Below are 17,428 nucleotides of genomic sequence, written 5' to 3' on the forward strand. Positions count from 1 at the left end.
AATCTATAGAAATTACGATAAAGAACTTAATATTTTCGATAAATTGTTGATTATTGTTCGTCTGTACTAGCATTTTCATATATAATAGTAGATGTCAAAGGAGTAAGATTATGAAAAGAAGAGTAGCCCGTGAAAAATCCCTTCAAGCACTATACCAAATAGATATCGCCAAGTCAGAACCGGAAGAAGCTATGGAAAGTGTGCTGAACGGTGCACCCACTGACGAGTATTTCGAAACATTAGTTACAGGGATAGCGGAAAAGCGTGAACAGATTGATGGAATGATCAGAGATAATTTGGAAAACTGGACATTGGAAAGACTCGCAAATATCGATCGGAATCTACTGCGTATCGCAGTTTATGAAATGATCCATTGTGATGATGTCCCGGTAAGTGTTGCGATGAATGAAGCTATTGAAATTGCTAAGAAATTCGGTGATGACCAATCAAGCAGCTTTGTGAATGCCGTTTTATCCAAAGTCAAAGAAAAAGTCGGCAACTAAAGCTATTTTAGGTACTGATGGGTCTCCGCAATTTCTTTAGCGAAAGTTAACTTGGGAGGAACTACACATGTCAGCTCAAATCATTAATGGTAAAGAAATTGCAGAGTCGGTAAGGCAGGATATTAGCAAGGAAGTCCAACAATTACGTGAAAAAAATGTTGTGCCCGGATTGGCCGTTATATTAGTCGGTGACAATCAGGCTTCACAAACCTATGTGCGAAATAAGCAAAAAGCTTGTGAAGATTTAGGCATGCATTCCGTGTTAATCCAAAAACCTGCGGATTTAACACAGCAGGAATTAATACAGAACATCGATGAATTAAACCAGGATGACAGCATTCATGGGATTTTGGTGCAGCTGCCGTTACCTGGACATATTCAGGAAAAAGCGATTATTGAAGCGATTTCACCTGAGAAGGATGTTGACGGGTTCCATCCAATCAACATTGGCAGGATGATGACGGGACAGGATGCTTTCTTGCCGTGCACGCCGTATGGAATTATGGTCATGCTTGAACATATCGATTATAACCTTGAAGGCAAGCACGTCGTTATTGTCGGAAGAAGCAATATCGTAGGGAAACCATCAGGACAGTTGTTTTTGAATGCGGATGCAACGGTTACATATTGCCACTCTAAGACGAGTGACCTTGCTTACTTTACTAAACAAGCTGATGTGGTCGTGGTTGCCGTCGGTAAAAGAGATACAATCACCAGTGCCCACATTAAAGAGGGTGCCGTCGTGATTGATGTTGGCATGAACAGAAATGATGAAGGTAAGCTTTGTGGAGACGTTTCGTTTGAAGAAGTGAAGGAAAAAGCTTCTTACATTACCCCTGTACCTAGAGGCGTAGGTCCGATGACGATTACGATGCTCATGAAGAATACTGTTAAATCTGCTCAGAAAACACTTAACTTGGATAAACAAACAATGAAAAGTTAAAAAAAATGCCAAATTATTTTAAAGAAGCGGACCTCTTGTTTTATAATAACAAGAGACCGCTTTTTTCTATGTAAAGATTAACTGGGACTATAAGTCTGCAGTAAAGGCTGGTTCCCTTTATATCCGATTCTGTCGGAAGGAGACATTATATGAGCGACCAACAATATTTAAGTGTGTCGGCTTTAACAAAATATATAAAACGAAAGTTCGATGTGGATCCGCATTTGCAAAATGCATACATAAAAGGGGAAATATCCAATTTCAAACAGCATACAAGCGGGCATATGTACTTTACTTTAAAAGACGAGAAAGCCCGTTTGCTGGCTGTCATGTTTGCGGCTAACAACAAAGGGATGAAATTCACACCTGAAAATGGGATGAAGGTACTTGTAAGGGGAGATATATCCCTATACGAAGCCAGTGGACAGTATCAGCTTTATGTGAAAAGCATGGCTCCTGACGGTGTGGGGGATCTATACATTGCATATGAACAGTTAAAGAAAAAACTGGAAGAAGCAGGATTATTCCTGGCTAAACATAAGAAAGCGATTCCGCAATACCCCAAATCGGTTGGGGTCATTACATCACCGACTGGGGCAGCTTTAAGGGATATTATAACGACCATCAAGCGGCGTTATCCCATTACTAAAATCATTGTTTATCCAGCTCTTGTACAAGGAAATAATGCTGCTAAATCGATTGCACAGGCGATTTCACTGGCCAATGCAAGAGCAGAATCCGATGTGCTGATAGTTGGGAGGGGCGGTGGTTCCATCGAGGAACTTTGGGCCTTCAATGAAGAGATAGTAGCTGAGTCGATATATGATTCGGATATTCCCATTATCTCAGCAGTGGGGCATGAAACGGATTTCACGATTGCTGACTTTGTTGCTGACATGCGTGCGCCGACTCCTACGGGGGCAGCGGAGCTTGCAGTGCCTCACCTGAATGAAATATTGGAAAGGTTGATGAATCGCAAGAATCGTTTGACACGTTCCATCCAGGAGCAAGTGAATGCCAATCGTACACATTTGAGTAGGCTTGAAAGGTCTTACGCATTCCGTTACCCTCATAAAATGTACGAACAAAAACTTGAACAGTTGGATAGGGCAACAGAGAGGTTAGGGAAAACCAGTACGCGATATTTCCTGAAGAAAAGGGATGAATTGAATCAGATGACTGAAGTTCTGAATAAACAGCATCCTGAGCAATTGGTCAGGACTTCAAAGGAAAACCTGCAGCAGTACGAAAAAGCGCTGCGTAAGACTATGGAAGCCATCTATCGTCAAAAATCACAGCGATTCGTTTCAATGACTGCCACTCTATCGGCCCTAAGCCCACTGAAGATCATGGAGCGGGGCTATGGGTTAGTCTTTACTGAAGATGAGACGTTAATTAAAAGCACACAGCAAGTATCCACTGGAGATAAGATAGCTGTTTCGATAAAAGACGGAACACTTGAATGTGAGATAACCGAAATAAAGGAGCGGATTGAGCCATGACTAACAAAAAGGATATTACATTTGAAGAAGCGATGGAGAACCTCGAGAAAATTGTAGAACAGTTGGAAGAAGGAGATGTACCATTGGAAAAAGCCATTTCCATTTATAAACAAGGAATGGATTTATCCAGACTATGCCATACCAAGTTGAAAACTGTCGAGGATCAGTTAACGCAAATTTTACGCGAAGATGGAGAACTGGAAAACTTTGCGGTTCAGGAGGAAGAATAATATGAGTACGGCAACGTTCGAAACTTTTTCGAAAGAGTATAAAGCGTTAATAGAGAAAGAAGTCGTTGAATATGTGAAGAAATTGAACGCTCCAGAAAGCGTCAAAGAAGCTATGGCCTATTCCTTGGAGGCAGGCGGAAAACGCATCCGTCCTTTATTGGTCTTCTCGGTATTGTCGGCATTCGGAAAAGATTTGAGGTTGGGGATTCCGGCTGCAGCGGCAATTGAAATGATTCATACGTATTCTTTGATTCATGATGACCTGCCAGCGATGGATGATGATGATCTCCGACGCGGAAAACCGACGAATCATAAAGTTTTCGGTGAAGCGGTGGCCGTACTCGCGGGTGATGCCTTACTTACATATAGCTTCCAATTGGTGGCTGAAATGTCTGATCCCGAAGTGAGTGCGGAGATGAAGTTGGATTTAGTAACTGAAATTGCAAAATCCGCCGGTGCAGAAGGAATGGTTGGAGGACAAGTAGCAGATATGGAAGGCGAAGAAAAGCAGCTGACCCTTAGTGAAATGGAGTATATTCATGAACATAAAACGGGGAAACTATTGGCGGCAAGTATCCTTTCAGGTGCCATCTTAGCTGGAGCCGATGCCAATCAACGTCAGCATCTCCGCGATTTTGCTTATCACTTGGGACTTGCTTTTCAAATCCGGGATGATATCCTGGATATTGAAGGTTCGGTCGAGCTTATTGGTAAGCCTGTCGGCAGTGACGCGGCGAACCACAAAAGCACCTATCCTTCCCTGCTGACGCTACAGGGAGCCAAGGACAAATTGAATCATCATATCCAATTGGCGCATGCTTCCTTAGCGGAAACGAAATTACAAACGGGCCTATTGAATGAATTAACGGATCTAATAGCGAATCGAGATCATTGAGCATTACCAAATTTGTTATCAAACAAAGTTTTATGGTATACTCATTGTGAAAATTTATGCAACATAAAATGAATTCATAAATGACGATACGTGATAAAATTGGTATATAAAGCCGCCGAAATCACCTGGGTGTTGGCGGCTATTTTTTAACTTAAAAAGAATTTTTCGGTCAAGCCTTCTATAATAGTCGCTTTTGAGGCTCTGATTATGCTTACAACCGGAAATGACAGAAAGTGAGTGGTCCTGTTTGGATCTTCTATCTATAAAAGACCCTTCATTTTTGAAGAAAATGAATAATGAAGAGCTTGTCGAATTAAGTGTGGATATTCGTAAATTCCTCGTGGAGAAATTATCGGTAACTGGTGGGCATATCGGTCCCAATTTAGGCGTGGTCGAGTTGACAATCGCGCTTCATAAAGAATTTGATAGTCCGAATGATAAAATTTTATGGGATGTAGGTCATCAATCTTATGTTCATAAAATCTTAACAGGAAGAGCCGGAGAGTTTAATACGTTAAAGAAATACAAAGGGCTTTGTGGTTTTCCAAAAATGATTGAAAGCCCTCATGATGTTTGGGAAACGGGACATAGCTCGACCTCTCTTTCCGCTGCCATGGGAATGGCTGCAGCCCGTGATATCAAAGGAGAAAAGAGTTTTATCCTACCAGTGATAGGGGATGGCGCCCTTACAGGTGGAATGGCTCTTGAAGCCTTGAATCATATCGGTGATGAGAAAAAGGACATGATCGTTATATTGAATGATAATGAAATGTCCATTGCCCCTAATGTAGGCGCCTTGCACTCGATACTGGGAAGATTAAGGACAGCAGGAAAATACAACTGGGCAAAAGACGAGTTGGAAATGTTCTTGAAAAAGATTCCCGCAGTCGGTGGCAAACTAGCAGCAACGGCCGAACGCTTGAAAGACAGTATGAAATACCTGTTGGTGTCCGGCATGTTTTTCGAGGAGTTAGGTTTTACCTATCTTGGACCAGTAGATGGCCATAATTATGAAGAACTGTTAGATAACTTGAGATTTGCCAAGAAAACTAAGGGTCCTGTCCTGTTGCATGTAATTACCAAAAAAGGAAAAGGGTACTCACCTGCTGAGCTTGATACGACAGGCAATTGGCATGGAACAGGCCCATACAAAATTGAAACGGGTGACTTCGTTAAATCACCTAGTAAAGGGCCGGCTTGGAGTGCGTTAGTAAGTGAAACGGTACGCAAGCTTGCACGAAATGACGAACGTATCGTCGCGATAACACCTGCGATGCCCGTTGGATCGAAGTTAGTCGGTTTTGCGAATGAATTTCCTGAGCGTTTTTATGATGTTGGAATTGCTGAGCAGCATGCCGCTACTTTCGCAGCCGGGTTGGCAACCCAGAAAATGAAACCGTTTTTGGCGATTTACTCAACCTTCTTGCAAAGAGCGTATGATCAGGTGGTACATGATATCTGCCGTCAAAACTTGAATGTCTTTATTGGCATTGACCGTGCCGGTCTTGTCGGTTCTGATGGGGAAACGCATCAAGGTGTGTTCGATATCGCGTTCCTACGCCATGTTCCTAATATGGTATTGATGATGCCTAAAGATGAAAATGAAGGTCAGCATATGGTCAATACAGCCATTAATTATGATGATGGTCCCATAGCCATGCGTTTTCCGCGCGGAAATGGACAGGGAGTCGTCATGGATACAGAATTACAACAAATCCCGATTGGTTCATGGGAAGTATTGAAAGAAGGATCGGACGTTGCCATTTTAACATTTGGGACAACTATTCCGATGGCTCTTGAAGCAGCAGCCCAACTTGAAAAAGAGGACTACTCTGTAAAGGTTATCAATGCTCGTTTCATAAAGCCTCTTGATGAAAAGATGCTTAGCAGCTTACTTGGCGAGAAAATGCCAATATTGACAATTGAAGAAGCCATTCTTCAAGGTGGATTCGGTAGTTCAGTACTTGAATATGCACATGACCAAGGGTTCTACGGGGCAATCATTGACCGAATGGGCATACCAGATTACTTCGTTGAACACGGTAGTGTGGACGAGTTACTGGAAGAAATCGGCCTAACAACGGATACGGTTAAGAAAAAGATTAAAATGATAACGCCAAAAAAAGAAAAAAGGGCCTGACAATATGAAAGTAGCGAAAGAAAGATTAGATGTTTTATTAGTAGAACAAGGATTGGCCGAAACGCGTGAAAAAGCAAAGCGTATGGTGATGGCTGGGCTTGTCTATGCAAATGAAGAAAGATATGAAAAACCAGGGGAAAAAGTGCCGGTTGATCTTGAATTGACGATAAAAGGGAAAGTGATGCCTTATGTATCAAGAGGTGGTCTGAAACTTGAGAAGGCATTGAAAGAATTTGATTTACACGTCGATGGAAAGATCCTTCTGGATATCGGCTCATCCACTGGGGGCTTTACCGATTGTGCTTTACAGAATGGCGCCATCATGTCTTATGCTCTTGATGTTGGCTATAATCAACTTGCATGGAAGCTAAGACAAGATGAGCGGGTTAAGGTCATGGAACGGACTAATTTCCGCTATGTCACACCTGCTGATTTAGATGGACAGATGCCTAACTTTGCAAGCATTGATGTATCTTTCATCTCGCTCACTTTGATTTTACCTGTGTTAAAAACCTTGCTTGTTCCAAAAAGCGACGTCGTGGCACTTGTAAAACCTCAATTTGAAGCGGGGAAGGGTCAAGTTGGCAAAAAAGGGATTGTCCGTGAGCCTAAAATTCATAAAGAAGTGTTGAACAAGATTATTTCCTTTGCACAAATGGAAGGATACGATATTAAAGATGCTTCCTTCTCTCCTATTACTGGTGGGGACGGCAACATAGAATTTCTGCTCCATTTATTTTGGGAGGGCCCAAAAGAAGTGGGAGATATGCTACTATCCAAAACGGTGGATGATATCGTTGGGGAAGCCCATGCCCAATTTAAGAAAGAATAGATAAGTCTTCGTATGGCTCCTTTGGCTGAATGGTTAGCTAAAGGAGCTTTTTTTCTTGAAATGGTTCATGTTCATGCACCAAGGTTTAGAAAAAGTATGCAAAGAAAGTTTTAGTACAAAATAAGGGATAAGAAATGTATATTAGAGAAAAAAGTTGTACAATTGTATAAAAATCCGCTAACATTAATATTAGCCTCTTTCTTCGACGGTTTTCTTGTGTGTTAGGGACGTTTGTGAGGATTAGGAAAAGTAAAGCAATTACATATGGTCAGCTTGCTAAAGTTAGGGCAACGATGATAATTAAAATGAGCAACAGTTGAGAGGTGCTTCTACTTATGAATAAAGGACAGCGTCATATAAAAATAAGGGAAATAATTACGAATAATGATATTGAGACACAGGACGATTTAGTGGAAGAACTTAAAAATGCGGGGTATAACGTTACACAAGCAACTGTTTCAAGAGACATTAAGGAACTTCACCTTGTAAAGATACCGTTATCTGACGGCAGGTATAAATACAGCTTACCGGCTGACCAACGTTTTAATCCATTACAGAAATTAAAAAGAATGCTGGTTGATGCTTTTGTTCGCATTGACGCTGCAAATAATTTGCTAGTCATGAAGATGTTACCAGGAAATGCCCAAGCAATTTGTGCACTGATAGATAATTTGAATTGGCAAGAAATACTCGGAACCATCGGCGGTGATGATACATGTTTAATTATTTGCCGTTCTGAAGAAGACGCAAAGATCATTTCCGGCAAATTCTTGGACATGCTCTAATATTTTGAAGAGGTGATCTAGATTGTTAACAGAACTTTCGATTAGGAATTTTGCGATCATTGATAGCCTGTCCGTTTCTTTTGAAACAGGATTGACGGTATTAACGGGGGAAACTGGGGCAGGAAAATCCATTATCATTGATGCCGTGCATCTATTGGTTGGAGGGCGTGGTTCGGCAGAATTCATACGCCATGGTGAATCGAAGGCTGAGATAGAAGGCCTATTTCAAATAGAAGATGATACCCATCCGGTATTTGTTAAGGCGAAAGAATTTGGCATCGATATGAACGATGGAATGGCTATCCTGCGAAGGGACATTTCACTGAGTGGTAAAAGTGTATGCAGGGTCAATGGAAAATTGGTTACGATCGCGATATTGCGAGAGATAGGGCGGACATTAATCGATATTCATGGTCAGCATGAACATCAGGAATTAATGGATGAACGACTTCATCTTCCATTGCTGGACCAGTTTGGCGGGGAAAAAATCGCGGCCGCACTTGCTGAATACCAAAAGCTATATAAGAATTATGAAATGACATCCAAGCAGTTAAATAATTTGAGCCAGAACGAACAGCAAATGGTCCATCGATTAGATTTGATCCAGTTTCAGTCCGATGAAATCCAAAACGCGGAGTTAAAGCTCCATGAAGATGAAGAGTTGATGGAAGAACGAAAAAGGATCAACAATTTCGAGAAGATTCATGAGGCCCTCCAGACAAGTTATAATGCCTTAAATGGAGAGCAACATGCCGTGGATTGGCTTTCAGTAGCCATGAGTAATATGGAGGAAGCGGCCAACTTGGATGAAGCACTGAAAAAAAGCTCCGAAACCGTCTCAAATAGTTATTTCCTGCTTGAGGAAGCGGTTTCTACTATTAGAGATCAATTGGATTCCTTGGATTACGATACGGAACGGGTGGAGTTCATCGAAAGCCGCCTAAATGAAATTAACCAATTGAAGCGAAAATATGGGCGCAGCATCGAAGAGATTTTAGAGTATAGTGCAGGTATTGAAGAAGAAATCGAAAAGCTTCAAAATCGGGAAAGTCATATCTTAAAACTGGAAAAGGAACTTAAATCAATAAAGGCGGATTTGATTATTGAAGCGAAAAATCTGTCTGAGCTCAGACAAACATTCGCCCAGCAATTAACGAAGAGCATTCATCAGGAATTAAAGGATCTATATATGGAAAAGACCATATTCGAACCACATTTTCATCAAACGGCCTATACTTTTGATGAGCTATCAGAACGTGGGATTAATCAATCTGGTCTCGATAACATGGAATTTTATATATCCACCAATCCTGGTGAACCTTTAAAACCATTGTCAAAGATTGCATCTGGAGGAGAGTTGTCCCGGATTATGTTGGCGATGAAAAGTATTTTCTCCAAGCACCAAGGGATTACCTCCATCATTTTTGATGAGGTAGACACAGGTGTAAGTGGCCGGGTGGCTCAATCCATTGCCGAAAAAATCTACAAAGTGGCCACGGGTTCCCAAGTGCTTTGCATTTCCCATTTACCTCAGGTTGCCGCGATGGCGGATACTCATCTATTCATCGCCAAGAATGTGAGGGCCGGTCGTACCAACACTTCGGTGAAGCCTCTGGTAGAAACCGAAAAAATCCGAGAAATTGGCCGGATGATATCCGGTGTCGAGATAACGGATTTAACCAAACAGCATGCCAATGAATTGATTCAGCTTGCTAAAAAGATGAAAATCACTTCATGATGTTTCTAAGTAAGAAGGTATCATAATTTATCATAAGCATTCATTGTAAAGCTATCCAAAAACGGATAGCTTTTATTTTGTCCAGCTGTTATAAATGATTGTCATGAGGGCTAAATTAAAGGGGTAGCCATAAAGTTTTAGAGAGCGAGGAGAGTGAATGGATTGAAATTAGTATGGATCAACAGAATCATCGGTGGAATTCTCCTTGTTTCGCTATTAACATTAGGGTTATACCAGCCATTTCGTGAATATTTTTTAATTCCAAATCAGCTTGTACTCTTTGAGGGTAGTCACTATAGTATTTCCAAGTCATTACCTGTTTCAGCAAAAGCTTCAGATTCAAGTCAAGGAATTTCGGTCCATGATGAGAAAGCCTCCATTACACTAGGTGCCGAAAAGCCAGGTACGAACGAGGTGTTGCTTGATGTGGCAGGCTTACCTGCCAAGAAGGTTGATATAAGAGTGCTGAAAGATTTTAAAGTCATCCCCGGTGGGCAGTCAATAGGGGTTAAACTTAACACGTTGGGTGTGCTCGTGGTCGGTCATCATCTTGTTGATACACCTCAAGGAAAAAAATCCCCTGGTGAAAAAGCAAAAGTGGAAGTCGGGGACATCATTACGGAAATCAATGGCCAAACAATAAAAAAGATGGGCGACGTCACTCCTTTTGTCCAGCAGGCAGGTGAAAAGGGAGAACCGTTGAAGATCGTGATCAATCGTGATAATGAAGTGCTTCACAGTTCGCTCATGCCTCTAAAAGATAAAAATGAAGGAATCTTCAAATTAGGTCTGTATATCCGTGATTCAGCAGCGGGTATCGGGACGATGACATTTTATCACCCGGATACGAAAAAGTATGGTGCATTGGGACATGTCATATCGGATATGGATACAAAAAAACCAATCGTCGTGAAAGATGGGCAGATTGTACAATCAATGGTCACTTCCATCGAAAAGGGGAGTAATGGGGACCCAGGAGAAAAATTGGCGCGTTTTTCGGCTAACAGAGAAAAAATAGGTAACATTAATCGTAATAGTCCTTTTGGGATTTTTGGGAAACTAAATCAAGATTTCAAAAATGGTGTTATGGATAAGGCATTACCCATCACCCTTTCTCACCAGGTGAAGGAAGGGCCAGCCAAAATTCTTACGGTGGTGGATGGTTCAGAAGTAGAAGCCTTTGATGTGGAAATAGTCAGCTCCATTCCACAAAAGTTTCCTGCAATTAAAGGAATGGTTCTAAAAGTGACTGATAAAGAATTACTCAAAAAAACGGGCGGGATCGTTCAAGGAATGAGTGGCAGCCCAATCATACAAAATGGTAAATTAATCGGTGCCGTTACCCATGTATTTGTCAATGATCCTACAAGCGGATATGGAGTCCATATTGAATGGATGTTAAACGAAGCCGGTATCAATATATATGACAAAGAGGATTATGAGAAAGCAAGCTAACCATCGAAGGTATCCAACTGGATACCTTTTTTTACTTGGTTCAATATCAATGGCAACTAAAATGATTTATCTTGGAAAAGAGGTTTTTTGAAAGAAATGTGATAAAATGAAAATAAATGAAGATTTTTCGACAAAGCAGTTCTTCAGGTAGCAAACGAAGTCGAAAACAAGAGATATCCGGAGAATAATATTGAATTCCTTTTATTTTTTCGAAAATAAAAGGAATTTAGTTTCCATTGTCGAAAAGTTCAATTACAATAGAATTTAGTCATATAGAAAAAAGACCATTGTAGTTGAGGAGGAAATCAAGAGTGAAAAAAATCAAGGTATGCGTGGTAGATGATAATAGAGAGCTGGTTGGTCTTCTGGAAGAATACATTTCTGCACAAGATGACATGGAAGTAATCGGTGTTGCACATAATGGTCAAGATTGCATGGGGATGCTAGAAAGCGTTGATCCGGATATTTTGATTCTTGACATTATTATGCCTCATTTAGACGGATTAGGGGTATTGGAAAAACTTCGTGAAGTTAAACGGGGAAACATGCCTAATGTAATTATGCTTACTGCATTCGGTCAAGAAGATGTTACGAAGAAGGCTGTGGACTTAGGCGCTTCATATTTCATCCTGAAACCTTTCGATATGGAGAACTTGTCCAACCATATACGTCAAGTGAGCAACAAAGGACAGTCAGTTCTAAAGAACCATAGTCAGTTTAGTTACCGTCCTCAAAATGAGTCAAAACCGAAAAACCTTGATGCAAGTATCACAAGCATTATCCACGAAATTGGAGTGCCGGCACACATTAAGGGATATCTATATTTAAGGGAAGCCATTTCAATGGTTTATAATGATATTGAGTTATTGGGATCCATAACAAAAGTGCTGTATCCGGATATCGCGAAAAAATATAATACAACGGCTAGCCGGGTTGAACGTGCCATCCGTCATGCCATAGAAGTGGCATGGAGTCGTGGGAATATCGAATCGATTTCGTCTTTATTTGGTTATACCGTCAGCATGACAAAGGCGAAACCTACGAATTCCGAATTCATTGCGATGGTCGCAGATAAGCTACGTCTTGAACACAAAGCTTCTTGACAGGGTTAGGGGATACGGATTGTTTTTAATGAACAACTGACCATAAAGAGGCTAGAGCCGCTAAATAAAATATAGTAGAACTCGTGGCGCTTTTAAGTTGATAAGGTGTAGTTGTCTTTTTTTAGGCAAGTATGAGTAAGTCCATGAGTTTTTTATATTAAACGCCTTTTATTTATTGGATTATTCCTGAAGAATCCAATAAATAAAAGGCGTTTTTGTTTGGATATAGGGATTTATATAGGATGAATTTTTGCAAATATCAAATTACTTAGTAAAATATGTATGTTTTTAGATTTTTTTATGAGATTATGGCTTATAATTATAGGTATATATTCGTAGGCACGAGGAGGAAAGTTTGTGATTTATGAAGAAAATCAATATTTCATCTTGGAAATGGAAGAAGAAATAGTATATATGACCGTTTATCAAAAAGGTTTTTCCATTCTGCAAATGAATCCAATCCTGAATAAATATCCACAAATCTCACTGGATAATTTTAAAGATTTAAAGGATGCACTTATACAGGCTAGCGGGGAAAAAATCAAAGTGGGTAAACAAAAACCACTCTTGGAGTGGAAGATAGCGGAAGACAAGCTGACAGCAAGTGTAAAGATTAATTGTTCTGCGGATTATTTGATGAATCACCAATCAGAAATAGTGGGGATGATTTTACAGGATCTACAACGTGAGAATATTTCAGAAGGAATCTTAATGCATGTCATGCAAAATCAGTTACAAGTGAAAGAATCAATTGTTGTGGCTAAAGGCATTGAGCCGGTTCATGGAACGGATGCTGTGGTCACCTATTACAAAAGGTCGGATAGAAAGCCTGCGATACGGGAGGATGGAAAGGCCGATTATTACGATATGAATTTCCTTGATGAAGTAAAAAAGGGAGAGTGGCTTGGTGAAAAGACCCCTCCTACAGAAGGGACGATGGGAAGGTCCATTACAGGGGACTTTGTTCTCGCACAGAAGGGGAAAAATAAAAAGCTTCAATATGACCAAAAAACTGTGGAGGCAATTGAAAGTGAGGGTAAAATCGTTCTCAGGGCCATGACAGATGGAGTGGTGGAGTTCAAAGGCGGGAAAATCAGTGTAGGAAATCACCTTGTTATTGAGGGGGATGTCGGAATCGAAACAGGTAATATCGAATTCGAAGGAAGCGTTACCATAAAAGGATCGGTTCTTGACAATTTTTCGGTAACCGCAACCAAGGATATATCCATTTTAAGTGAGCTGGGGATAAGTAATGTAAAAGGAATTTATTCGAAAAAGGGGGATGTATTCATTAAAGGTGGTATTTTTGGAAAAGGGGTTTCCGAAATCTCTGCAGGTAGAAATATTTACGTAAAGCATGCTAATGAAAGCCATTTACATGCAGGGGAAAGCATACATATCGGATATTATTCGCTTGGAAGTTTTCTGAAAGCAAAAAATATCTATACAGATGAAAAGAAAGGAAAATTGATTGGGGGCGTTATTGAAGCTCATGGAAAAGTCAGGGCTGCCGTCATCGGGAATAGAATGGAACGGAAGACTATCGTAAATGTACAGGGCTTTAATCGTATGAATTTAAAAGAGGAATTGAATGAAACTTTACTCCGTTATAAGGCAAAGGTTCAAGAGCTGGAATTAATGAAGGAAAAGCTGGAGGTCTATGAAATGTTCGTCGGACAATTGAATGTTTCGCAAAATTATCAATATGAACATACCAAAGAACAGCTTGAACGCTTGAATGGTGAGATTTTTCAAATCGATGAAAAACGTAAATCATTGATGGATACACTTGAATCCAAGGGGGATGGGGAAATTACCATCGGGCAAATGGCATTTCCTGATACTCGACTGCAAATTAAAAGCATGGAGAAAAAATTGAACGACTTAACAAAAGGAACGTTCTATGCGGAAAATAATTATTTGCATTTTGATTAATCTTAAATTAATATCCGACTGCGCCTTTTCATAAAATTGAAGATCTACTGAAATTTTTGTGGGGGGCAGTTTTTATGACGTTAATTTTCGCACACCGAGGATCGGCAGGAACCCATCCTGAAAATACGATGGTGGCTTTCCGAGAGGCTGCTCGTGTTGGAGCGGAGGGAATTGAAATGGATGTGCAGCTTTCAAAGGATGGCGAAGTAGTCGTTATTCACGACGAAAAGCTTGATCGAACCACAGGTGTCTCTGGCTTTGTGAAAGACAGGACATTAAAAGAGTTGCAAACCTTGAATGCGGCTTCATCCTATGCGGGTAAAGGGTGTGAAGAGCGAATTCCTACGCTTGATGGACTGTTGAAGTGGTTGTACCATACCCATCTCTTTTGCATTATTGAGTTGAAGAACACCTTTTTTATGTATCCGGGACTAGAAGCAAAGGTCATTAGGCTCATCCGGGCGTATGAGATGGAAGAACGAATCATTATTTCTTCCTTTAATCATTATAGTCTGGTTTTTTGCCATCAGTTGGCACCAGAAATAGAAACCGCACCATTGTACCGGGAATTTATGTATATGCCTTGGGTATATGCACGTGCGATTGGTGGAAGTGCGATACATCCTAGTATCCGATCAGCCCCAGACTCGATCATTCAATCTTCCATGGACGATGGGATCCTGGTTCGGCCCTATACCGTTAATAAAGAAGAAGATATGAAGCGGTTATTCAAATTGGGTTGCAGTGCCATCATCACTGATTTTCCGGAAAAAGCAAAAATAGTAAGGGCAAATTATGAAAAGTAAAAAAAACAGGGGGCCATGTGATTCATGCCCCCTTGTTCGACGTGTTTAAAATTTGTTAAATCTACTTTGAACTTTGTCTTTTTTACGATCCCGGTGAAGAATAAACCCTGCGATAAAGGCTATCCCTCCTATCGTTATCAGCAGTCCAATTAAAAATTGGATCCAAAGCATGGGATAGGGAGGTTGGAGAATGCCGAATACCATATCCCGCATTATCTTAATTCCGTACGCGGCAAATGCTCCCGGGATAAAAAGGATGGAAAAAGCGATTAAACGTTTCATGTGTCAAGTCCCTTCCAGAAATTCCATATAAAAAATGATAAAGGATAATATATTTTTGTCAAGTATGGGTAATTGAGAAAATCATTGGAATGTGTGAACGGTCATTTTGGAATCAATATGGTAAAATCAAAGATATCATAGGCGGGAACTTACTATCGCAGAAGGAGGAAGTCATGCAAAAGGTGATGATCGTTGGTGGAGGAAAAGGGGGCAGTGCTGTATTGGAGCTCCTACTGGAAAGCAAAACCCTTTTCATTGATTGTATGGCTGATACGAATGAGGCTGCTGAAGGGATCCTGGCTGCAAAGGCACGAAAAATTTGTACAGTATCAAATTGGGAAAGTGCGATGGATAGGGAATTGGATATCATTATTGATACAACCGGTGACCCTGCTGTTTTTAAGGAGATAAAAAAGAAGACAGGACAGCAAACAATCCTGGTTCCTGGTAGTGTAGCCCATATTCTTGTTAATCTCATCGAAGAGAAGAATCATCTGATTAATAAGTTGGAAAATTCATCCTCCATAATGGACTTGATATTGAATGCAGCGAGTGAGGGCATGTTAGTGATCAATAAAGACGGCTATGTCACCTTATTCAATCACAATGCTGAACGAATAACCAATACAAAACGGGAAACGGTAATTGGCCGACATATCCTCGATCTTGTTCCTTCCAGTGGGTTATTAAGGGTGATGGAGACGAGGGAACGAGAAGAAAACCAACATATTTCCATCAGTAAATCGGGTATGGAGTTCATTACGTCCAGGATTCCCTTGGTAAGTCACGAAAATGAAATGATAGGCGCATTCTCGCTGTTTAAGAAAAGAACGGAAGCGGAAGCGGTAAAACTAGCTGAACAAATAACGGATTTAAAAGAGATTCAGACCATGCTTGAGGCCATCATTCAGTCTAGTGATGAAGCAATATCGGTGGTGGACGAACGGGGATATGGTTTATTGATCAATCCAGCCTACTCTAGGATAACAGGATTGACGAAAAATCAAGTAATTGGCAAACCGGCTGCCATTGATATTTATGAAGGGGAAAGCATGCATATGAAGGTCCTTAAGACTAGAAAGCCTGTTCGCGGAGTTAACATGCGTGTTGGTCCTAAACATAAGGAAGTAATTGTGAATGTTGCACCAATCATTGTTGAAGGAGTATTGAAAGGAAGCGTTGGAGTCATTCATGACGTTTCTGAAATTCAATCGTTAACTCATGAATTGAACCGTGCAAGGCAAATCATCCGTACTCTTCAGGCAAAATATTCTTTTGATGATATCATTGGCACTTCGGAAGAGATGAAGTTACCTATCGATCAGGCTAAATTGTCTGCGAGAACCCCTGCTACCGTTCTATTAAGAGGTGAATCAGGAACAGGCAAGGAACTGTTTGCCCATGCTATCCATAATGAAAGTGATCGAAAGTTCAATAAATTCGTCCGTGTTAATTGCGCAGCAATTTCGGAATCTTTGTTGGAAAGTGAGCTATTCGGGTATGAAGAGGGTGCTTTTACGGGAGCAAGAAGAGGCGGAAAAACCGGACTGTTTGAGGAGGCCAACCATGGAAGTATATTTTTGGATGAAATCGGTGAGTTGCCGGCGAGTATCCAGGCTAAATTACTTCGGGTTCTCCAGGAACAAGAACTGATAAGGGTGGGTGGTACCAATCCCATACCTATTAATGTCAGGGTGATCGCTGCAACCAACATTAACCTTGAACAAGCCATAGTAAAAGGGACATTCCGTGAAGATCTTTATTTCCGTTTGAACCGGATGCCCATTTTCATCGCCCCATTGCGGAAGCGAAAGGGAGATATAAAAGAACTGGCAGAACATTTGATTCACAAGATCAACCAGGAATACGGGCGAAGCATCGAAGGAATTACAGATGAAGCAATTCATAAAATGCAAATGTATAATTGGCCAGGTAATGTTCGGGAACTGGAAAATATCCTGGGTAGAGCAATTATCTTCATGAAGTTAACCGAGACCATCATGGATGTCCAACACATTCCGGACTTTATTGAAGATAACATTCCTTTAATACAAGAGAAATCATTAAGAAATGAAGCGTACGTATCGGGAGAAACGCTCATGGAAATAATGGACAGGTATGAAGCGAAGGTTATTCAAGAGGCGATATATACGTATAAGGGGAACAAAACCCTTACAGCAAAGGCGCTTGGCATTTCAGTCAGAAGTTTATATTACAAAATGGAGAAAATGGGAGTGTGAAAAAAAATGCATGCAAATAATTGCACAGTGTGCAAAAAA

General features: G+C 40.7%; 15 protein-coding genes. 14 read left to right on the top strand and 1 reads right to left on the bottom strand.

Translation table 11 applies throughout. The features are described from left to right. The first annotated feature begins 110 nt into the window (after positions 1-110). The 13 genes from nusB to ACIQXR_RS01255 all read left to right on the top strand — a co-directional run bounded on the left by nusB (position 111) and on the right by ACIQXR_RS01255 (position 14,867). On the top strand, positions 111-503 hold the full coding sequence (nusB, locus tag ACIQXR_RS01195; RefSeq protein WP_402869411.1) for a transcription antitermination factor NusB: 393 nt from the start codon (positions 111-113) through the stop codon (positions 501-503). A 67-nt stretch (positions 504-570) separates the two neighbouring features. Then, positions 571-1,446, top strand: coding sequence for a bifunctional methylenetetrahydrofolate dehydrogenase/methenyltetrahydrofolate cyclohydrolase FolD (gene folD / locus ACIQXR_RS01200; RefSeq protein ID WP_402869409.1), 876 nt, complete (start codon positions 571-573; stop codon positions 1,444-1,446). Positions 1,447-1,595: 149 nt separating this feature from the next. Continuing rightward, positions 1,596-2,948, top strand: a complete 1,353-nt coding sequence (gene xseA, locus ACIQXR_RS01205) for an exodeoxyribonuclease VII large subunit (protein WP_402869407.1) — start codon at positions 1,596-1,598, stop codon at positions 2,946-2,948. Then, positions 2,945-3,178, top strand: coding sequence for an exodeoxyribonuclease VII small subunit (locus ACIQXR_RS01210; protein WP_402869405.1), 234 nt, complete (start codon positions 2,945-2,947; stop codon positions 3,176-3,178). The genes xseA and ACIQXR_RS01210 overlap by 4 nt, the downstream gene beginning before the upstream one ends. Position 3,179: 1 nt before the next feature. Further along, on the top strand, positions 3,180-4,073 hold the full coding sequence (locus ACIQXR_RS01215) for a polyprenyl synthetase family protein (protein WP_402869403.1): 894 nt from the start codon (positions 3,180-3,182) through the stop codon (positions 4,071-4,073). A gap of 247 nt (positions 4,074-4,320) precedes the next feature. After that, complete coding sequence (dxs, locus tag ACIQXR_RS01220) at positions 4,321-6,213, top strand: 1-deoxy-D-xylulose-5-phosphate synthase (RefSeq protein ID WP_403079329.1); 1,893 nt, start codon at positions 4,321-4,323, stop codon at positions 6,211-6,213. A 4-nt stretch (positions 6,214-6,217) separates the two neighbouring features. Further along, complete coding sequence (locus tag ACIQXR_RS01225; RefSeq protein WP_402869399.1) at positions 6,218-7,045, top strand: TlyA family RNA methyltransferase; 828 nt, start codon at positions 6,218-6,220, stop codon at positions 7,043-7,045. Between the two features lie 335 nt (positions 7,046-7,380). Beyond that, on the top strand, positions 7,381-7,830 hold the full coding sequence (ahrC, locus tag ACIQXR_RS01230; protein WP_402869397.1) for a transcriptional regulator AhrC/ArgR: 450 nt from the start codon (positions 7,381-7,383) through the stop codon (positions 7,828-7,830). Positions 7,831-7,852: 22 nt separating this feature from the next. Further along, positions 7,853-9,568 (top strand): DNA repair protein RecN, encoded by a 1,716-nt coding sequence (recN, locus tag ACIQXR_RS01235; protein ID WP_403079330.1) that lies wholly within the window; start codon positions 7,853-7,855, stop codon positions 9,566-9,568. A 153-nt stretch (positions 9,569-9,721) separates the two neighbouring features. Then, complete coding sequence (spoIVB, locus tag ACIQXR_RS01240; RefSeq protein WP_402869393.1) at positions 9,722-11,023, top strand: SpoIVB peptidase; 1,302 nt, start codon at positions 9,722-9,724, stop codon at positions 11,021-11,023. 311 nt (positions 11,024-11,334) lie between these two features. Continuing rightward, entirely contained in the window at positions 11,335-12,126 is a 792-nt protein-coding gene (spo0A, locus tag ACIQXR_RS01245; protein WP_402869392.1) for a sporulation transcription factor Spo0A, read from the top strand. 357 nt (positions 12,127-12,483) lie between these two features. Then, a complete protein-coding gene (locus ACIQXR_RS01250) occupies positions 12,484-14,061 on the top strand; it encodes a flagellar assembly protein A (RefSeq protein ID WP_402869391.1) in 1,578 nt (525 codons plus the stop codon). A 74-nt stretch (positions 14,062-14,135) separates the two neighbouring features. Beyond that, positions 14,136-14,867: a glycerophosphodiester phosphodiesterase gene (locus ACIQXR_RS01255; protein ID WP_402869390.1), complete on the top strand. Its 732-nt coding sequence runs from the start codon at positions 14,136-14,138 to the stop codon at positions 14,865-14,867. Positions 14,868-14,912: 45 nt separating this feature from the next. On the opposite strand, the gene ACIQXR_RS01260 is transcribed toward ACIQXR_RS01255, so the two are convergent. After that, the gene (locus ACIQXR_RS01260; RefSeq protein ID WP_402869389.1) at positions 14,913-15,149 is read right to left on the bottom strand and encodes a DUF2627 domain-containing protein; all 237 of its coding nucleotides are present in this window, start codon (positions 15,147-15,149) and stop codon (positions 14,913-14,915) included. Positions 15,150-15,322: 173 nt separating this feature from the next. Here ACIQXR_RS01260 and ACIQXR_RS01265 point away from each other — a divergent pair, with 173 nt between their 5' ends. Then, positions 15,323-17,389 (top strand): sigma 54-interacting transcriptional regulator, encoded by a 2,067-nt coding sequence (locus ACIQXR_RS01265; protein WP_403079332.1) that lies wholly within the window; start codon positions 15,323-15,325, stop codon positions 17,387-17,389. Positions 17,390-17,428: the final 39 nt, after the last annotated feature.

Source organism: Peribacillus sp. NPDC097224 (assembly GCF_044761985.1).
Lineage (GTDB): Bacteria > Bacillota > Bacilli > Bacillales > DSM-1321 > Peribacillus.

Coding starts and splice junctions, on each gene's coding strand:
- nusB (WP_402869411.1), top strand. CDS start 111: ATGAAAAGAAGAGTAGCCCGTGAAAAATCCCTTCAAGCACTATACCAA.
- folD (WP_402869409.1), top strand. CDS start 571: ATGTCAGCTCAAATCATTAATGGTAAAGAAATTGCAGAGTCGGTAAGG.
- xseA (WP_402869407.1), top strand. CDS start 1,596: ATGAGCGACCAACAATATTTAAGTGTGTCGGCTTTAACAAAATATATA.
- ACIQXR_RS01210 (WP_402869405.1), top strand. CDS start 2,945: ATGACTAACAAAAAGGATATTACATTTGAAGAAGCGATGGAGAACCTC.
- ACIQXR_RS01215 (WP_402869403.1), top strand. CDS start 3,180: ATGAGTACGGCAACGTTCGAAACTTTTTCGAAAGAGTATAAAGCGTTA.
- ACIQXR_RS01225 (WP_402869399.1), top strand. CDS start 6,218: ATGAAAGTAGCGAAAGAAAGATTAGATGTTTTATTAGTAGAACAAGGA.
- ahrC (WP_402869397.1), top strand. CDS start 7,381: ATGAATAAAGGACAGCGTCATATAAAAATAAGGGAAATAATTACGAAT.
- ACIQXR_RS01255 (WP_402869390.1), top strand. CDS start 14,136: ATGACGTTAATTTTCGCACACCGAGGATCGGCAGGAACCCATCCTGAA.
- ACIQXR_RS01260 (WP_402869389.1), bottom strand. CDS start 15,149: ATGAAACGTTTAATCGCTTTTTCCATCCTTTTTATCCCGGGAGCATTT.
- ACIQXR_RS01265 (WP_403079332.1), top strand. CDS start 15,323: ATGCAAAAGGTGATGATCGTTGGTGGAGGAAAAGGGGGCAGTGCTGTA.